Below are 17,087 nucleotides of genomic sequence, written 5' to 3'. Positions count from 1 at the left end.
TCCCTTTGTATCAGCGAACTACAAGCGAGCTGCAAGCCGCGCTGTTCGAGGGAGCAGCCATCCAGCCCCGGAAAGCATGCGTGAGTTCCAACCGACATGCGCAAGAAGTCGGGGGCAAGTGGATGCTCTGTCAGGGGGACGGATTGACGCATTGCGCCCGTGATGGCGCGGCTCAAGCGTTTGTCTGCAGTATCGAAACTGTTTTAAACTGGTGTAACCGAGGCGAGATGCAACGGGGTTGTGGCGATGCGCTGCCAGTCTTTCAGGCGGCCAAACATGATCTCGATGCTGTTGCGGCGTTTGTAGCGGCGCTTGTCGTATTTGACGGGTTTGCCGCGGGACTTCCGTTTCGGGCTGCAGGGGGTGATCCCCTTGTCTTTCAAGGTCTCTCTGAACCGACTGCCATCGACAGAGATCAGATCGCCGACTGCGACCTGTATCTCGATGCAGCCGTGAAGGCCCACCGGGTCCGTGTTGAACCTGCGGCCGCCCGCAGTCCAGCCCAAGTCTATCTCGGCGCCATTCCCATTTAGGAACCAGCTCTCGTCCCGGCCCGCGAGAGGGCGGGGCGGGTCGGCGAACCGTGCGGTCCCGCGTTCGCCGTGCACCGGGCCGAAGACGGTAATGATCGACGCGACTTATCTGAAGGCGCACCGCACGGCTTCGAGCCTGCGGGCGAAAAGGGGGACCCGACGATTAGCGCGGGCGCCTGATCGGGTGCTCTCCAGCGATCACCGCGGCACTTGGATCAGTGCGCGGCGAAGCATCGCATTGATCGGCTCTGATCTGGCGCAGCACTTCGGGGTTCAGGACGTCGGCCGGAGGGTCCATCGGACCCACCGAACCGTTGAGGTCGCCGGCCTGACGAGCAGGCCGGACCTGTGGCCGATCAGAAGCCCACGGTGTCCGCGCCCTTCAGCGCAAGCAGTTCCCGCGCCTCGTCCGGACTGGCGATCTCGAGACCCAGACCCTCGATGATCTGCCGGACGGCGGTAACCTGCTCGGCGTTGCTCGTCGCGAGGCGTCCGGGGCCCGCCCAGAGCGAGTCCTCGAGCCCGACGCGGACGTGACCGCCGAGCGCCGCGGCGATGGCCGCCACGGGAAGCTGGTTCTTGCCGGCGCCGAGGACGGACCAGCGATACTGGTCGCCGAACAGCCGGTCGGCGGTGCGCTTCATGTGCATGACGTCGTCGTAATGCGCCCCGATGCCGCCCATCAGGCCGAAGACCGTCTGGATGAACAGCGGCCCCTTCACCAGCCCGGCATCGTGGAAATGCTTGAGGTTGTAGAGATGCGCGGTGTCGTAGCACTCGAACTCGAACCGGGTGCCATTCGCGCTCAGCGTGGTGATGATGTGCTCGATGTCCGCGAAGGTGTTGCGGAACAGGATGCCCTTGTTGCCGAGGTATTCGCGCTCCCACTCGTGCTGCAGCTTGCCGTCGAAGCGGGCGAGCATGGGGAACAGGCCGAAGTTCATCGAGCCCATGTTGAGGGACGCCAGTTCCGGCTTCCATGTCGCGGCGGGCCGGACCCGGTCCTCGATCGTCATCGTGGGCGCACCGCCGGTGGTGATGTTGACCACGCAATCGGACCGCTGCTTGATCACCTGCAGGAAGGGCGCGAACGCCTCGGGCGTCTGATCGGGGCGGCCGTCCTGCGGGTCGCGGGCATGAAGATGGACCACGGCCGCGCCGGCTTCAGCGGCTCCGATCGCCGCATCGGCGATTTCGGATGCGGTGACGGGCAGGTGCTCCGACATCGAGGGGGTATGGATCGCGCCGGTGACGGCGCAGGTGATGATGACCTTGCGTTTCGCAGCCATGATTACTGCACTCCTTCTGAGGTTTTCAGGAATTTTGCCAGTCCGGCCAGCCGGGCATCGCGTCGCCGGCTGAGTTCGGCCACACGGTCGCTGCCCGGCATCGCCGCGGCGACTATCTCTCCGGCTTCGCGCGTGAAGGCCTCGCCCCGCGCGGCACTGTCGCTGAGCCGCGCCATGGTCGGTCCGTAGCGATCGAGGTAGTCCGCGACCCCGCCCGGTGCGTTCAGGTTGATGGTCGCGAGCGGTCCTAGCAGCGTCCAGCGCCGACCGAGCCCGTGACAGATGGTGTCGTCCAGCCCCTCGGGCGAAACGATTCCCTGCGCCACGAGCGAAAGCGATTCGGCCAGCAGCACCGCCTGAAGGCGGTTCAGCACGAAGCCGTCGATCTCGCGCGAAAGCCGCACGGGAACCTGGCCGACATCCCGCATCAGCGCTTCCGCACGGTCCATCACCTCGGGCGCCGTGTCGGGCGAGGGGCAGAGTTCCACCACCGGGATCACATGGGGCGGATTCACCGGATGGGCGACGAGGATGCGGTGCCGCCCTGCAAGCCCTTCGCCAAACTGCGACGCCACGAGGGCCGAGCTGGACGAAGCCAGGATCGTCTCCGGCGCGGCCAGCCGATCGAGATCGGCATAGATGCGGCGCTTGATCTCGATCCGCTCCGGGCCGTTTTCCTGCACCCACTCGGAGCCTTCGAGCGCCGACTGCATGTCCGCGACGACCTCGACGCGCGTCAGGATCGAGGGGTCTTCCCCTGCCTCGACGCATGTCGCCTGCAGCGTCTCCCTCGCGCTTCCAAGAGCCAGGTGATCGGCGTCCCAGATGCGGACCTCCAGGCCTGCCCTTGCGAAGACGATGGTCCAGGCTCTTCCGATCAGGCCGCAGCCGATGATGGAAACAGTCCTTGCCATGGGTTCAATCCCCTCCCGTTCCTGTGGCTCAAGTTCTTGCGGCGGCCTTGGCCGGCTCATAGCTGCGCAGCGTCCTGGCCAGATCCGACGCGGCATCGGAGATGTCGCGGATGATGGCAGCTTGCAGGGCTGCGGTATCGCGCGAACGCAGGGCGCGTTCGGCCGCACGGTGACTTTCCATCGAGCGATGGAAGTGATTCGGCGACGTCACCGCCAGCCGGATCAGCGGCCCGACGCGCAGCCACATCCGCTCGATGACGCCCATCAGGACCGGACGGCCCGCGGCGCGGTAGATCAGCGAATGAAAGCGCCAGTTGCTTTCCAGATAAAGGTCCGCGTCGCTGTCGTCTGCGGCGCGCTGCATGACTGCACATGCGTTCGAGATGAGCCGCATCTGCGCGGCCCCTATGCCGCCAAGCGCTTCTGCGGCCGCGTAGCTTTCGAGGTTTATGCGGACGTCGCGGATGTCGATCAGTTCGGCTTCGGACAGGACCGGCACGCGCAGAACACGGTTGCCGCCAAAAACCTCCAGCGCGCCGTCGCTCTCCAACTGGCGCAGGGCTTCGCGGACAGGTGTGACGCTGGTGCCCAGTGCGGCCGATGCACGGCGCAGGCTCAATTCCTCGCCGGGGCGGAAATAGCCGCTGATCAGCGCGTCTCTCAGCCGTGCATAGACCTGCGCCTGGGCGGTGGCGCCCTCGTCGAGGGCCAGGGGACCCAGCCTGGACCAACTGTCGGATTCACTACTCCGGATCATGTCTCCTCCCCAAGAGTGTGACCTCAGTTGATATGCAACTTGCTCTGCGTCGGTCGAAAAGTCTAGCGATTGATGAGAGTAATCTTCTGTTGACGAGGTCAATCTTCAAGCAATAGTGTGACCGAGATCACACATCCGCAGCTCTGGTGAGTTGTGGTCACGCAGATTGAAGGAGGGAGGTCCTGAGAATGCGGCACTTCAAGATACTTGGAATCACGACCGTTGTGGCTCTGCTGGGCTCGACCGCGCTGGCGCAGGAAGGCCGCACGTTCGACGTCAGCCTGCCGCTCGGGCCGCGGTCGCATCAGGCGGTCGGCGTCCACAAGTTCGGCGAGGAGCTGGAGCGCCTGTCGGAAGGACGGCTCACGATCCGCCCGCACTACGACAACGCCCTGGGCGCCGAACGCGAGGTCGTCGAAGGCATCGGCTTCGGCCTGATCGACATGGGCATCACCTCGACCGGGCCGATGGGCGGGTTCACCAACGAATTCCTGCTGTTCGATCTGCCTTACGTCTTCCGCGACCACGCCCACGCCCACGCGTTCCTGGACAGCGAGCATGGCGACGCGCTTGCCGAGCGGCTGGAGGAAGCGGCCGGGGTCAAGATCATCGGCTGGATGGAAAACGGCTTCCGCTACGAAACCAACAGCGTTCGGCCGATCAACGCGCTCGAGGATCTCAAGGGCATCAAGCACCGGACCCAGGAAAGCAGCGTGCAGGTCGATACCTGGACGGCGCTTGGCACGAATGCCGCTCCGATGGCCTGGACCGAGGTCTTCACCGCCCTGCAGCAGGGTGTGATGGAAAGCCAGGAAAACCCGATCCCGACGATCTACGACGTCAAGTTCAACGAGGTTCAGGACTATCTGGGCATGACCCAGCATGTCTATTCGCCGGCCCCGCTGATGATCGGCGCGCAGCTCTTCGACTCTCTCTCGCCTGAGGATCAGGCGATTGTCCTCGAAGCGGCCGAGATCGCGACCCCGGTTCAGCGCGAAGCTTCGCGCGAAATGGAGGAGCGTCTCGTGGGTGAGTTGGAAAGCCTGGGGATGGAAGTCACCCATCCCGATCTCGCCCCCTTCCGCGAGGCCGTCCAGCCGGTCATCGACAAGTGGAAGGACACTGTCGGGACCGAACTGGTAGATGCCGCGGTGAACTTCCAGGCGCCGCAGTAACGGCAAGGGGGCGAAAGCCCCCTTTCTTTCCATTCCCTCAGGAGGTCGCAGATGCGTGATGCGCTGCGCAAGGTTGTCCGCATGGTGGACGGCATCAACTGGCTTGTCGGCTGGATTCTCGCAGCGCTGATGCTGGTGATGACGGTCCTGATCAGCTGGCAGGTATTCGCCCGCTACGTGATGGGCAGTTCGCTGACCTTTTCCGAGGAAGTGTCGCGCTTCTCGATGGTCTGGATGACGATGCTGGGCGCGGCTTATGCCTATCGTTACGGCTCGCTGATCGCGGTGGACCTGCTGACGACGATGTCGGGACCGAAGGTCAGCCGGGTCGTCCATCTGCTGATCGCCGTGGCCTCCTGCACCTTTGCGTTCGTCCTGCTCAAATATGGCCTTGCGATCACCGAGCGGGTGGCCTCGCAGACGGCACCCAGCACCCGCGTCTCGATGGCCTGGCTCTACGGCGCGATGCCCGCGGGGGCTGCGCTGATCTTCCTGAACGCGCTGGCCATCATCGCGGACGATTTCTCCGGCAAGAAGGATGCCGCAGCATGATCGCGCTTCTGTTCGGACTTCTGCTTCTGCTTCTGCTGATCGGCGTGCCGGTCACCTTCGCGCTTGGCCTGGCGGCCGTCGTGACCATCTGGCAGGGCGACATCATGCCGCTGCTGATCGCTCCGCAGGAGATGATCCGGTCGGTCAACTCGTTCCCGCTGCTGGCCATTCCGTTCTTCATCCTTGCCGGAAACCTGATGCAGTCGGGCGGGATCTCGAAGCGTCTGGTCGATTTCTCGAAGACGCTCGTCGGCAGCACGACAGGCGGGCTGGCGATGGTCGCGATCGTGACCTCGGCCTTCTTCGCGGCGATCTCGGGCTCGGGCGCGGCGACGACGGCCGCCGTGGGCGCCATCCTGATCCCCGCCATGGCGGCCCAAGGTTACGGCAAGCCTTACGCGGCTGCGAACCAGGCCGCGGCGGGCGCGCTCGGCGTCATCATCCCGCCCAGCATCCCGATGATCCTCTACGCCATTGCGGCGAACCAGTCGGTGGGCGACATGTTCATGGCCGGGGTCCTGCCGGGTCTCGTGGTCGTTGCATCGCTTCTGATCTATGCGCGCCTCCACGCCAGCAATCTTGACATGCCGGTCGAGGGTGTCGTGGGCGTCCGGGATGTGCTCAGCGCAGGCCGGTCGGCCATTCTTGCCCTGCTGATGCCCACCCTGATCCTTGGCGGGATCTATGGCGGCATCGTCACGCCGACCGAAGCCGCTGTCGTCGCGGTGGTCTATTCGCTGCTGGTGGGCGGCGTCATCTATCGTGAACTGCCGCTGCGCGAGATCCCCGCAATCATGCGCGACAGCGCCATCACCTCGGCCGTCGTACTGTCGATCATCGCGGCAGCCGGGCTTTATGGCCGGATCATCCTTTCATTGCAGGTTCCGACGGTCATTTCCGAGTTCGTCGTCGGCGCGATCGACAGCCCGTGGATGTTCATCCTCCTCGTCAACATTCTGCTGCTGTTCGTCGGCATGTTCCTGGAAGCGGCCGCGGCGATCCTGATCTTCACCCCGATCCTGCTGCCCATCGCGCTGAACTTCGGCATCGATCCGGTGCATTTCGGGGTCATCATGGTGGTGAACCTCGCCATGGGGATGTTCACGCCGCCGGTCGGCCTGAACCTGTTCATCGCCTCGCAGATCGCCGGGATCGGCATTCCGCAGATCGCGCGGGCGGTGATTCCCTTCGTGATCATCCTGGTGGTCGATCTTGTCATCATCAGCTTCCTGCCCTGGCTCTCGCTGGTCTTCACGGGCCGATAAGGGAAAAGACTCATGGATCTTTCATTAGGTAATGCCCGTATCATCGTAACGGCAGGCGCGGGCGGCATCGGCCGCGCCATCGTGGACGCCTTCCTCGCCGAAGGCGCCCTGGTCGCCACCTGCGACATCGACGAGGCCGGTCTGGCAACGCTTCCCGAGACCGTTTTCCGCCGCCGCGTGGACGTGCAGGACGAAACTGCGCTGACCGGCTTCATGGACGATGCCATTGCGGCGTTGGGCGGGCTCGACTGCCTCGTCAACAACGCGGGCATCGCGGGACCGACGGGCCGCATCGAGGAACTGAGCCTCGACGCCGTCCGGCAATGCCTCGACATCTGCCTGACCAGCCAGTTCGTGACCACCGGACGGGCCGTCCCGCATCTGCGCAACAGCGCCAATCCGTCGATCGTCAACATCTCCTCGCTGGCCGGGCGCCTGGGCTTCAAACTGCGCAGCCCCTATGCCGCGGCGAAATGGGGGGTGATCGGCCTGACGAAATCCATGGCGATGGAGCTGGGCGAGGACGGCATCCGGGTGAATGCCGTCCTGCCGGGGCTGGTCGCGGGCGAGCGGCAGCGCCGGGTGCTGCAATCGCGCGCCGACGCCCGGGGCATCGGCTTCGACGAGGCCGAGCGCGAGGCGTTCTCGCATACCTCGGTCAAGGAATATGTCACGCCGCAGCAGATCGCCGACCAGATCCTCTATCTGGCGAGCCCGCGCGCCCGCACGATCTCGGGGCAGGCGATCTCGGTCTGCGGCGATACCGGAATGCTGGGCTAGGAGGGCAGGAATGGCGATCACATATCTCAAGCGCGGCAAGTCCGACGCGGAACGCGACCAGGACGACAGCCGCACCCGCGCGACTGTCGAGGCCACGCTGAAGGACATCGAGACGCGTGGCGACGCCGCCGTCCGGGAACTGAGCCAGAAGTACGACGGCTACGCCCCCGACAGCTTCCGGCTGACGCAGGAACAGATCGACGCCCTGATCGCGGAACTGAGCCCGCGCGAGCTGGAGGATATCCGCTTCGCCCAGGCGCAGATTCGCCGCTTTGCCGAGGCCCAGCTGGCCTCGATGCAGGATATCGAGGTCGAGACGCTTCCCGGCGTGATCCTGGGCCACAAGAACATTCCGGTGCAGTCGGTCGGTTGCTACGTGCCGGGCGGCAAGTTCCCGATGGTGGCCTCGGCGCATATGTCGGTGCTCACGGCCAACGTCGCGGGCGTGCCGCGGATCGTGGCCTGCACGCCTCCGTTCAAGGGGCGGCCCAACCCGGCAGTGATCGCGGCCATGCACCTGGCCGGCGCGCATGAGATCTATGTCCTTGGCGGCATACAGGCCATCGGCGCGATGGCCTTGGGGACCGAGAGCATCCAGCCCGTCCACATGCTGGTCGGCCCCGGCAATGCCTTCGTGGCCGAGGCCAAGCGCCAGCTTTACGGCCGCGTCGGCATCGACCTGTTCGCGGGCCCGACCGAGACCATGGTGATCGCCGACGACACCGTGGACGCCGAGCTCTGCGCCACCGATCTGCTGGGCCAGGCCGAGCATGGCTACAACAGCCCCGCGGTGCTGGTCACGAACTCGCTCGCGCTGGCCGAAGGGACGATGGCTGAGGTCGCGCGGCTGCTGCAGATCCTGCCCACGGCCGAGACCGCATCCGCAAGCTGGCGCGATTACGGTGAGGTGATCCTCTGCGACAGCCATGACGAGATGCTGCAGGTCGCGAACGACATCGCCAGCGAGCATGTCCAGGTCATGACCGACCGCGACGACTGGTATCTGGATCACATGACCTCCTACGGCGCGCTGTTCCTGGGGCCGCGCACCAACGTCGCGAATGGCGACAAGGTCATCGGCACCAACCACACGCTGCCCACGCGCAAGGCGGGCCGCTATACCGGCGGGCTCTGGGTGGGCAAGTTCCTCAAGACCCACACCTATCAGCGCATCACCACGGACGAGGCCGCGGCCGAGATCGGCGCCTATTGCTCGCGCCTGTGCCTGCTGGAAGGCTTCGTCGGCCATGCCGAACAGGCCAACATCCGCGTCCGCCGCCATGGCGGGGCGAACATTCCTTACGGAGGTGCCGCGGAATGATGCAGGCGAATTTCGACCTGACCGGCAAGCGCGCCCTGATCACCGGGGCAGGGCGCGGCATCGGGCGCGGGGTGGCCGAGTCGCTGGCCTCGGCCGGGGCGGCGGTCACGCTCTGCGCCCGCTCGTCCGCCGAGATCACCGAGGCGGCAGAGGCGATCGCCGCTGCCGGCGGCACCGCCGACACCCTGGCGCTGGACGTGACGGATGCGCGGGCCTTCGCGCGGGAAATCGACGCACGCGAGCCCTTCGACATCTTCGTCAACAACGCGGGCACCAACCGGCCCGCCCTTGTGCAGGATGTCACCGAGGAGGATTTCGACCTGATCATCGGCCTGAACCTGCGGGCCGCCGTCTTCGCCGCACAGGCCGTAGCACGCGGTATGGTCAGGGCGGGCCGGGGCGGATCGATCATCAACATGTCCTCGCAGATGGGCCATATCGGCGCCGCGAAGCGCAGCATCTACTGCGCGTCGAAATGGGCGATCGAGGGCTTTTCGAAGTCCATGGCGATCGAGCTGGGTCCGCATGGCATCCGTGTGAACACCATCTGCCCGACCTTCATCGAGACGCCGCTGACGAAGCCCTACTTCACCGACGATGCCTTCCATCAGGAGGTGCTTGGCAAGATCAAGCTGGGACGTCTGGGCCAGGTGCAGGACATCGTGGGAGCGGCGGTCTTCCTCGCATCCGATGCCTCGGCGCTCACCACGGGCTCCGCTCTCATGGTCGATGGCGGGTGGACAGCCGAGTAGCCGGGAAAGCCGAAGCGAACCAGCCGCCCCAAGCGGGACGCGTGCGGAGGCGAAACCGAGACTGCGCCTTCTTCAGCAGGGCCATCGCGGTGAAACCAACCACCAAGTGCGGATACGCGAGATGGCTCCGGCTAAGCCGCGCCGCCGAAATGTGCCTTGACGCAATCTGCTTCGTCCCGCATCGCCGATATTCCTCGCGCGCACATGTCGCGCCCGCACCCGAATGACCGCTCCCGAGAACGACGCGGAAGAGGCCACCGACCCAGTCAACTCACCACGCGATCATGGGGTCCAGAAGCATCCGGTGCGTCCCGCATACCTCCCTGCTACGACTCAGCGAACTGCTGGAAAGCATCGCGATGCCAACGGTGCCCGGCGGATGCGCGAGATCCGGCGCGCCACCATCGCTTTTGATGGCAGTCTGTCATCACGGCGCGTGGTAGACTGCGTCACCCGCTGCCTGCCTACCGGGGTATCACATTGAGATCATTCAGGCGGGCGAGGGTAGCCGATCCACTCAGCGCCCTTGTTCAGATCTCCCGCGCCAGCGCATCTTCGTGCGCACCGTCCGTATCAGCCCGCCTCGCGCGCCGCTTCGAGCCCATGCCGTGCGAAGGCGGTGGCCAGGCGCATCGAATCGCCCGCCGCATCTCCTGCGGCATTGCCCTGGAGCGCGCGGTCGGCGATCCCGACGAAGATCACCGCAAAGCGGAACAGGGCGAAGGCTTCGTGGAACGGGGCGAGTTCCACCCGGTGCCGGCTATGGGTCATGTATTCGGACAGGAACTCCGCCTTGGTGGGAATTCCCAGCGCCGGCCAGTCCAGATCGGCGAGGCCGCCGTATTCGTCCTGCCGCGCCCGCCAGCACATGCAGAAGAAGCCGAGGTCGGCCATGGGGTGGCCGAGGGTGGACAGCTCCCAGTCGAGGACCGCGATCACCTCCGGCCGGTCGGGCGCGAACATGATGTTGCCGATGCGAAAATCGCCATGCGCGATGGCGACAAGGCCGTCATCGGGGGGGATACGCGCGGCCAGCCGGTCGTGAAGCGCGTCAAGTTCGGGAATGCCGCGGCTCTGCGCCTGCTGCCACTGGCCACCCCAGCGGGCGACCTGCCGGGCGAAGTAGTTGCCGGGGCGCCCGAAGGTCTCCAGCCCGACCGCCTCGGGGTCGAGCGAGTGCATCGCCGCCATGGTCCGGGCGACCGACAGATACATCGCGCGGCGCTCGGCCGGTTCGGCGCCGGGCATGGCGGTTTCGTGCCAGACCCGGCCGTCGAGCCGCTCCATCAGGTAGAACGGCGTGCCCAGAACCGACGCGTCGTCGCACCATGCGACCATCTGCGGCACCGGAACCGGGGTTCCGGCCAGCGCCTTCTGGATCCGGTATTCGCGGTCGATGGCGTGGGCGCCTTTCAGCAGCGGGCCGGGCGGTTGCTTGCGCAGCACCAGCCGGCGCCCGCCCATGGTGACGAACCAGGTCGGGTTGGACTGGCCGCCCGCGATGGGCTGGATCTCCGGCTCGCCCGTCATGCCCAGCCTGTCGCGCAGCCAGGGGCCGAGCGCCGCGCCGGCCTCCGCGTTCATGCTGCGCCCTCGACGGGCCACTGCCAGAAGTCGCGCCCCTTTTCCGAAAGATGGCGGTTGATGAGCATCCTGTGGACCTCGTCCGCGCCGTCGACCAGCCGCGCCTGCCGGGCATAGCGATAGATCCATTCGAGCGGAGTGTCCTTGGAATAGCCGCGCGCGCCGTTGATCTGGATCGCGCGGTCGGCGGCATCATGCAGCACGTTCGCGACCTGGATCTTGGCCATCGAGATTTCCGCCTGCGCCCGCTCGCCCCGATCCAGCGCCCAGGCGGCCTTGGCGACCAGCAGCCGGCCCACCTCGATCCGCATGGCCAGATCGCCCAGCATCAGCTGGATGCTTTCGCGGTCGGCCAGCCGGATGCCGAAGCTCTCGCGGTGCGCGGCGTATTCGGTGGCGATCTCGATGCAGCGCTTCGCCAACCCGAGCCAGCGCATGCAGTGGGTCAGCCGGGCAGGGGCCAGACGGGTCTGGGTGACGCGCATGCCCTTGCCCTCGGCAAGCAGGATGTTCTCGGCCGGGATCTCCAGCCCGTCGAACACCAGTTCGCAATGGCCGCCATGCTCTTCGGGGCCCATGATCGGAATCCGCCGCTCGATCCGCCAGCCGGGCTGGTCCGCATCATAGAGGAAGGCCGTGTGCGCGTTCCTGTCCCCGTCGGACGTCCGGGCGATCAGCATGAAATGCTGCGCCGCCTCGGCCCCGGTGATGAACCACTTGCGGCCCTCGACGACGTAGCGGTCACCCTCGCGCCGGGCGAAGGTGCGGATCATGGACGGGTCCGAGCCGCCGCCCGGCGCCGGTTCCGTCATGGCGAAGGCCGAGCGGACGTCGCCGCGCGCGATGGGTGCCAGCCAGCGTTCCTTCTGCTCGGGCGTGCCCAGCTTGTTCAGCACCATCATGTTGCCGTCGTCGGGGGCTGCCGAGTTGAACACGACCGGCCCGAAGATCGAGCGGTTCATCGCCTCGTAGCAGACCGCCATCCCCATCATGCCGACTCCGCGCCCGCCCTGATCCTCGGGCAGTTGCAGGCACCACATGCCGGCGGCCTTCGCCTCGGCCCGAAGGGTCCTGAGCAGGCCTTCGTCGATGTTCTCATGCGCGTCGTAGCTGGCGGGGTCGGCTTCCAGCGGGATCAGGCGGTCATCGACGAACTCGACGATCTGACGGCGCAGACGGTCGAGTTCGGGGGTAATCGTGAAATCCATGCTGCACCTTCAAAGGGTTGAGACGAGATGGCCGCCGTCCACCGCAAGGGTGGCGCCGGTGATATAGCTGCCCGCGTCCGACGCGAGCAGCAGCAGCGGCGCGTCCAGCTCCGCCTCCTGCCCCAGCCGCCGTTGCGGAATGCGCGAGATCAGCGCCTGTCCCGGTTTCGAGGCGAAGAAATCGGCGTTGATCGGGGTTTCCACATAGCCGGGGCAGAGGGCGTTCACGCGGATGCCGAAGCGTGCCCATTCCAGCGCGAGCGCCTTGGTCATCTGCACGACCGCCGCCTTCGACGTGGTATAGGCGATGACCGCGCCCCCGACCCGCAGGCCGAGGATCGAGGCGATGTTGACGATGCTGCCCCCGCTTTCCGCCTTGCGCATCGCCCGCGCCGCCGCCTGCGCCACAAGGAAGCTGCCGCGCAGGTTGGTGTCGATCACCCGGTCCCATTCCTCGGCGGGCATGTCGATCGCCATCCCCGCTCCGCTGATGCCCGCGTTGTTGATGACGATGTCGAACCGCTGCCGGGCAAACAGGGCGGCGATGCCTTTCTCGTCGGTCACGTCGAGATCGACCGCCTCGGCCTCGTGCCCCGCCGCCGTCAGCCCGGCCACGACATCCGCGAGCTTGTCAGCCCGCCGGGCGCCGAGCGTGACCCTGGCCCCGGCGCGCGCGAGAACGCCCGCGAAATGAGCCCCAAGTCCGCCCGAGGCGCCGGTGATCAGCGCCGTCTTTCCCCTGACCTGCAGCTCCATCGTGCCCTCTTGACCTCGATCCTCGGGCAAGAGACTATCATTGTCCGACAATATGACAACTATAATCTGCCTGTTGTATGCGGTGCCGTTCGCTCGGCATCGCCGATACTTCGGCCCACAGGAAAACCGATGCTGCCCAAGGCGACGCGAACCCACGGCTATCAGCAGGTCGCCAGCATCCTGGAGGCCGAGATCGTCAGCGGACGGCTGAAGATCGGAGAGCTTCTTCCGATCGAGGCAGAACTGGCCGAGGCGCTGGGCGTGAACCGCTCGACCCTGCGCGAAGGGCTGCGCGCGCTGGAAAGCGACGGGCTGGTGCGGCGCGTGGCCGCCAAGCGCCTGCAGGTCGTCGCCCCCGATCCCGCGCGGGTGGCCCTGACCAACGCCCGCGCGCTGGGCCTGCGCGGCGCCAGCTTCCGCGACCTCTGGGAGGTCCAGATGCAGCTGGAGCATTTCGCCGCCCATCAGGCCGCCGAGCGGGCGAGCGACGAGCAGATCGCGGCCATCCGCGCGAGCGTCGAGGAACTGATCCCGTCGCTGGACGACGACCAAGCCGTCGTCCGCCATGACATCGCGTTCCATTCGCTTGTCAGCCACGCGGCGGGCAATGCGGCGCTGGAGCTTGCCACTGCGCCGATTGGTCTGTTGCTGTTTTCGGCCACGCAGCACCTCTATCAGGCCGTGCCTGCCGCCCGCCACCGCCTGCTGGCGGCGCATCGGGCAATCTCGGATGCCATCGCTAACCGGGATGCCGGCCTCGCCTCGGACTGGATGCGACGACACATCGCCGATTTCCGTCGCGGTTATGAGATCGCCGGGTTCGACATTCATGCAAATATCGAACTGAGCTACTCCTCGCCGTTTGGACCAAGCTCCGGCTGAGTCAGGCACCATGATCGCGTGATGAGCTGGTCGGGTCAGCCGTCTTTCGCAAGATCGGAATTGGTCCTTCGAGCGACCATGCGGCGGAGCCCGCGGGATTGACGACGCGGCGCGGCTGCCAGAACACGAAGGTTCTTTGACCGGGCTTCAGGCGGAAGGAAGATCATGGCGAAACTGTTTGAACCGATCAACTTGGGCGGCGTCGAGCTGCACAACCGCGTCATGATTTCGCCGATGTGCCAATATTCGGCCGAAGGCGGGGTCGCCAATGAGTGGCACCGTGCGCAATATGGCCGTTTCGCGATGGGCGGCGCGGGTCTCGTGATGATCGAAGCGACCTCGGTGAATGCCGAGGGGATGGGCACACTCGGCGATTTGGGGCTCTGGACGGATGAGCAGGAAGCGGCGCTGACGGAGATCGCGCGCGCGATCTCGGCGCTCGGGGCTGTGCCCGGTATCCAGCTTGGCCATTCCGGCCGCAAGGCAGCGGCACAGCGCCCGTGGCACGGCAATGCTCCCTTGGGACCTCAGGATGCCGAGGAACGGAACGAACTCCCCTGGCCGGTCGTCGCGCCCTCGGCCCTTGCCATGGCGGAGGGCTGGCAGGTGCCGCAGGCGCTGGACGCAGCGGGGATCGAGGCCCTGAAAGCCGACTACGCCGCGGCAACCCGGCGGGCGCTGCGGGCAGGCTACAAGGTCGTCGAACTGCATTGCGCGCATGGCTATCTGATGCACGAGTTCCTCTCGCCGCTGTCGAACCTGCGCGAGGACGAATATGGCGGCAGTCGCGAAAGCCGCATGCGCCTGACCGAGGGCGGCGATCAGCGTGAAAGCCATTTGGGACTGGATGGCCTGAGAGCGCTCGAGGAGCTGCTTGCCAGCCACTTCGAACTGAAGGCCCACATTGGCATCAGCCTTGCTGACGATGCCATGACTATTGAGCGGCTTACGGCCGAACAGGCGTGGATCCTCGACTCGCTCGCAGACAACAAGGAAATGGCGATCTCGGGTGGTGCGGGCAGTGGCAAAACCGTTCTGGCCGTCGAAAAGGCCATAAGATCAGCTGCCGAAGGCCGCCGCACGCTTCTGACCTGCTACAACGCGCCGCTGAGCACCAGCACCGGCGCAGCCTCTTCCCGGACCGCGGCATAGTCGGCGCGTGGCACGCGGAATTGGCTGAGCTTGATCTCGCCGCAGCGGAAGAGCTGGTAGACGTCGCGGGCATGCAGATCGAGCAGGCCGCTGTGATGGACCCGCTCCCACGGGATCCGCATGGGTTGCCCATTGGCGGTCTCTTCAACGTCGCCGAACTCCATCGGCACGCCGAAGACCCGCACCGACAGCCGCAGCTTGTCGTTCTCGGCCAGATAGATCAGGTCGGCCTCCGAGATGTTCCAGCGCTCGAGAATCTCGGGGAGCAGACGCAAACGCGCCTCCAATCCAAGCAATTTCGGAGGTAGGATTTTATTAATCTGAAACAACAGCTTACAAGAAAATCACCAAACCGACGCAGTCATGAGGTCCGGAGAATATCGGCCCCGAGAGACCGCTTTCGGGCCTCCTGGCGCCAAGGCCGGTGCTCAGCCGCCAACGCATACCCCTCGAAAACAACGGAAAACTCCGGCCGCAGCTGGATGGGGAGAACGCTTTCGCGAGGGCAAGTGGCGGAGGGGATGGGCCTGATATCCAACCTTCTCTGAGTCTTGAGGTATTGAACTTCCTAAGTGTGGACGCTTTTCGACTTCCGCAACCGCGAGTGCGGTGATCGGACCGACGCCCGGCATCGTCTGCAGCTGGCGCGGCAAGCCCGGAGGAACACGGCTCGACGAGTGTGTTCGCCGAATGCAATCCATTGGCAGTCGGGGCGCCACGGCATGCGATGGACGCTCCAACCGCGGCCACCGCACGATCCGACGCGCGTGCAAAGGCCGCTTCGGTTCGGAAACCCTTGCCAGAGAGCGTCCCGGACGGCAGCATCGCCTTGAACGAGGTTCACTTGGGAAGGAACCAGTTCAGACAGAAAGAGATAGCAAACGGAATTGTGAGATCGGTACTGAACAGTGCAGCCGTTAGTCGAGATTGTTGAAGTTCCCCCAATAGCCCCAAATCTTCTTAGAAGGAGCTGGGACGGCTTGGAACGGGCTGTATTCGAAAATTGGGGTCTGACAGTGTTCTTCTATGGTTTGCTGTCCGCAATATTTATCTTTGAAGTCAAGACGGATTATTTTATCGTGGCTGCGATGCCGTTCGTCCTATGTGTTACATTCGTGGCCTTCTCGGCGGCCACTAGCATACTCGATGAATGGCGGTCGTTCAATCGGATAATAACTAGTTGTGGATCGTCTTTGAAATCCATCTCAAAGCGTAACAGTCAATTTAGAGTTAGATCTGGAATAAACCTGGCGGAAGTCCTTTTCTGGTCCATCGCTCTACCCGGCGTCATAGCATTCAACTTCATTTCGCTATTATATCTTAATTTCGGCGTTGCATTCGGTGCCGGCGGTGTCGTTATCGCGGTTCTTGTGCGTCAACTACTTCTAAAGGTGCAGCCGAGCTCGATATTCGATCCAACCGCAAACAACTTTCTCTTCCTAAGAAATTTTTCGACGGACAATACAACGCCGGGTGGGGATCCGCTTCTGCGAACCGATGAGCGTAGGATAAATGCCTCCCTAGCCCAATTTGGCAAGGTTACATCGATCGCAAATCAGAAGTCATTTCTTCCCTCTCTTGGGGCTAGCAAAATTCGCCTTGCCGAAGAGAATTGGAAGCAAGGAGTTCAAGCGCTCATTCGGGATTCAAAAGGAGTGATCCTTCTCGTTTCGGGGCACAGCGATTCAGTTTCATGGGAGCTGGGAGAGATCAGCGCACAAAGCGCCGCCGGCAAAACACTGGTATTGCTGGCATTGAGTTTTGCGCTTCTGGATCGTGAATTGAAAAGTGAGCTAGAAGACTTTCTGCAGGCCAATCTTGATACCGCAGAGTTGCAAAAAGTTTCTGATAGAGTATTTGGGTTCCTTCTCGATAACGATAACGTTTGCGCTCTAGTAGGTAATTACTCTAGGGACTCAAACTTAAAACTTGCCATTCAATACTTTCTTTGGATTCAGTTTCAAAAATGAAAGATCGTTCGATTTATCTGGCCGAAAGGCGAGCCTGGCGCTGGCTGGCCTGCCACCTTGAGTTCGTATGTCGTCCACCGGACGGAGATTGAGCGAAAGGCGGCGCTACAGTCCGCTGAAAATTGAACCAGCGCCGCCGCATGAAATCAATCCTATCAGACGGCTATTTGTCCTGCGAAATAGCTTTGGTCACATGC

Annotated in this window: 16 protein-coding genes and 2 pseudogenes; 10 read left to right on the top strand and 8 right to left on the bottom strand. The window is 64.3% G+C overall.

Annotated elements, in window-relative coordinates; genetic code table 11:
- Positions 1-239: 239 nt before the first annotated feature.
- Positions 240-395: pseudogene (locus KTN05_RS06740) on the bottom strand (IS5/IS1182 family transposase); the annotation flags it as partial.
- A gap of 220 nt (positions 396-615) precedes the next feature.
- Here KTN05_RS06740 and KTN05_RS06735 point away from each other — a divergent pair.
- Positions 616-693, top strand: a pseudogene (locus KTN05_RS06735) (IS5/IS1182 family transposase); the annotation flags it as partial.
- 196 nt (positions 694-889) lie between these two features.
- Here KTN05_RS06735 and KTN05_RS06730 read toward each other — a convergent pair.
- From KTN05_RS06730 to KTN05_RS06720, 3 genes are read right to left on the bottom strand one after another with little or no spacing between them, the layout of a single operon-like run.
- Positions 890-1,822, bottom strand: a complete 933-nt coding sequence (locus tag KTN05_RS06730; protein ID WP_217328627.1) for a 3-keto-5-aminohexanoate cleavage protein — start codon at positions 1,820-1,822, stop codon at positions 890-892.
- 2 nt (positions 1,823-1,824) lie between these two features.
- Entirely contained in the window at positions 1,825-2,736 is a 912-nt protein-coding gene (locus KTN05_RS06725) for a 3-hydroxyacyl-CoA dehydrogenase (RefSeq protein WP_217328626.1), read from the bottom strand.
- A 28-nt stretch (positions 2,737-2,764) separates the two neighbouring features.
- The gene (locus tag KTN05_RS06720; RefSeq protein WP_217328770.1) at positions 2,765-3,493 is read right to left on the bottom strand and encodes a GntR family transcriptional regulator; all 729 of its coding nucleotides are present in this window, start codon (positions 3,491-3,493) and stop codon (positions 2,765-2,767) included.
- A gap of 188 nt (positions 3,494-3,681) precedes the next feature.
- On the opposite strand from KTN05_RS06720, the gene KTN05_RS06715 reads away from it, so the two are divergent.
- From KTN05_RS06715 to KTN05_RS06690, 6 genes are read left to right on the top strand one after another with little or no spacing between them, the layout of a single operon-like run.
- Entirely contained in the window at positions 3,682-4,668 is a 987-nt protein-coding gene (locus tag KTN05_RS06715) for a TRAP transporter substrate-binding protein (RefSeq protein WP_217328625.1), read from the top strand.
- A gap of 51 nt (positions 4,669-4,719) precedes the next feature.
- On the top strand, positions 4,720-5,220 hold the full coding sequence (locus tag KTN05_RS06710; protein ID WP_217328624.1) for a TRAP transporter small permease: 501 nt from the start codon (positions 4,720-4,722) through the stop codon (positions 5,218-5,220).
- Entirely contained in the window at positions 5,217-6,485 is a 1,269-nt protein-coding gene (locus KTN05_RS06705; protein WP_217328623.1) for a TRAP transporter large permease, read from the top strand. Before KTN05_RS06710 ends, KTN05_RS06705 begins: the two co-directional genes overlap by 4 nt.
- A gap of 12 nt (positions 6,486-6,497) precedes the next feature.
- Positions 6,498-7,265 (top strand): SDR family oxidoreductase, encoded by a 768-nt coding sequence (locus tag KTN05_RS06700; RefSeq protein ID WP_217328622.1) that lies wholly within the window; start codon positions 6,498-6,500, stop codon positions 7,263-7,265.
- A gap of 10 nt (positions 7,266-7,275) precedes the next feature.
- Positions 7,276-8,586 carry a histidinol dehydrogenase gene (gene hisD, locus KTN05_RS06695; protein WP_217328621.1) on the top strand — a complete coding sequence of 437 codons (1,311 nt, stop codon included), beginning with the start codon at positions 7,276-7,278 and terminating at the stop codon, positions 8,584-8,586.
- Positions 8,583-9,338, top strand: coding sequence for an SDR family NAD(P)-dependent oxidoreductase (locus KTN05_RS06690; protein WP_371823288.1), 756 nt, complete (start codon positions 8,583-8,585; stop codon positions 9,336-9,338). Before hisD ends, KTN05_RS06690 begins: the two co-directional genes overlap by 4 nt.
- A gap of 573 nt (positions 9,339-9,911) precedes the next feature.
- On the opposite strand, the gene KTN05_RS06685 is transcribed toward KTN05_RS06690, so the two are convergent.
- The 3 genes from KTN05_RS06685 to KTN05_RS06675 are packed head-to-tail and all read right to left on the bottom strand — an operon-like array spanning position 9,912 to position 12,886.
- Positions 9,912-10,922, bottom strand: a complete 1,011-nt coding sequence (locus KTN05_RS06685) for a phosphotransferase family protein (RefSeq protein WP_217328620.1) — start codon at positions 10,920-10,922, stop codon at positions 9,912-9,914.
- Entirely contained in the window at positions 10,919-12,130 is a 1,212-nt protein-coding gene (locus KTN05_RS06680) for an acyl-CoA dehydrogenase family protein (protein WP_217328619.1), read from the bottom strand. Before KTN05_RS06680 ends, KTN05_RS06685 begins: the two co-directional genes overlap by 4 nt.
- Positions 12,131-12,139: 9 nt before the next feature.
- Positions 12,140-12,886, bottom strand: a complete 747-nt coding sequence (locus tag KTN05_RS06675) for an SDR family NAD(P)-dependent oxidoreductase (RefSeq protein ID WP_217328618.1) — start codon at positions 12,884-12,886, stop codon at positions 12,140-12,142.
- A 129-nt stretch (positions 12,887-13,015) separates the two neighbouring features.
- Between KTN05_RS06675 and KTN05_RS06670 the strand changes: the two genes are divergently transcribed.
- Positions 13,016-13,768: a FadR/GntR family transcriptional regulator gene (locus KTN05_RS06670; protein WP_217328617.1), complete on the top strand. Its 753-nt coding sequence runs from the start codon at positions 13,016-13,018 to the stop codon at positions 13,766-13,768.
- 165 nt (positions 13,769-13,933) lie between these two features.
- Positions 13,934-14,920 (top strand): PhoH family protein, encoded by a 987-nt coding sequence (locus tag KTN05_RS06665; protein WP_217328616.1) that lies wholly within the window; start codon positions 13,934-13,936, stop codon positions 14,918-14,920.
- On the opposite strand, the gene KTN05_RS06660 is transcribed toward KTN05_RS06665, so the two are convergent.
- Positions 14,863-15,207, bottom strand: coding sequence for a hypothetical protein (locus tag KTN05_RS06660; protein WP_217328615.1), 345 nt, complete (start codon positions 15,205-15,207; stop codon positions 14,863-14,865). The two genes, KTN05_RS06665 and KTN05_RS06660, sit on opposite strands and share 58 nt — an antisense overlap.
- A gap of 693 nt (positions 15,208-15,900) precedes the next feature.
- On the opposite strand from KTN05_RS06660, the gene KTN05_RS06655 reads away from it, so the two are divergent.
- Positions 15,901-16,890 carry a hypothetical protein gene (locus KTN05_RS06655; RefSeq protein ID WP_217328614.1) on the top strand — a complete coding sequence of 330 codons (990 nt, stop codon included), beginning with the start codon at positions 15,901-15,903 and terminating at the stop codon, positions 16,888-16,890.
- Positions 16,891-17,087: the final 197 nt, after the last annotated feature.

Source organism: Paracoccus sp. Z118 (genome assembly GCF_019061185.1).
In the GTDB taxonomy this organism is placed as follows: domain Bacteria; phylum Pseudomonadota; class Alphaproteobacteria; order Rhodobacterales; family Rhodobacteraceae; genus Paracoccus.
This window is presented reverse-complemented; position numbering and strand designations above follow the sequence as displayed.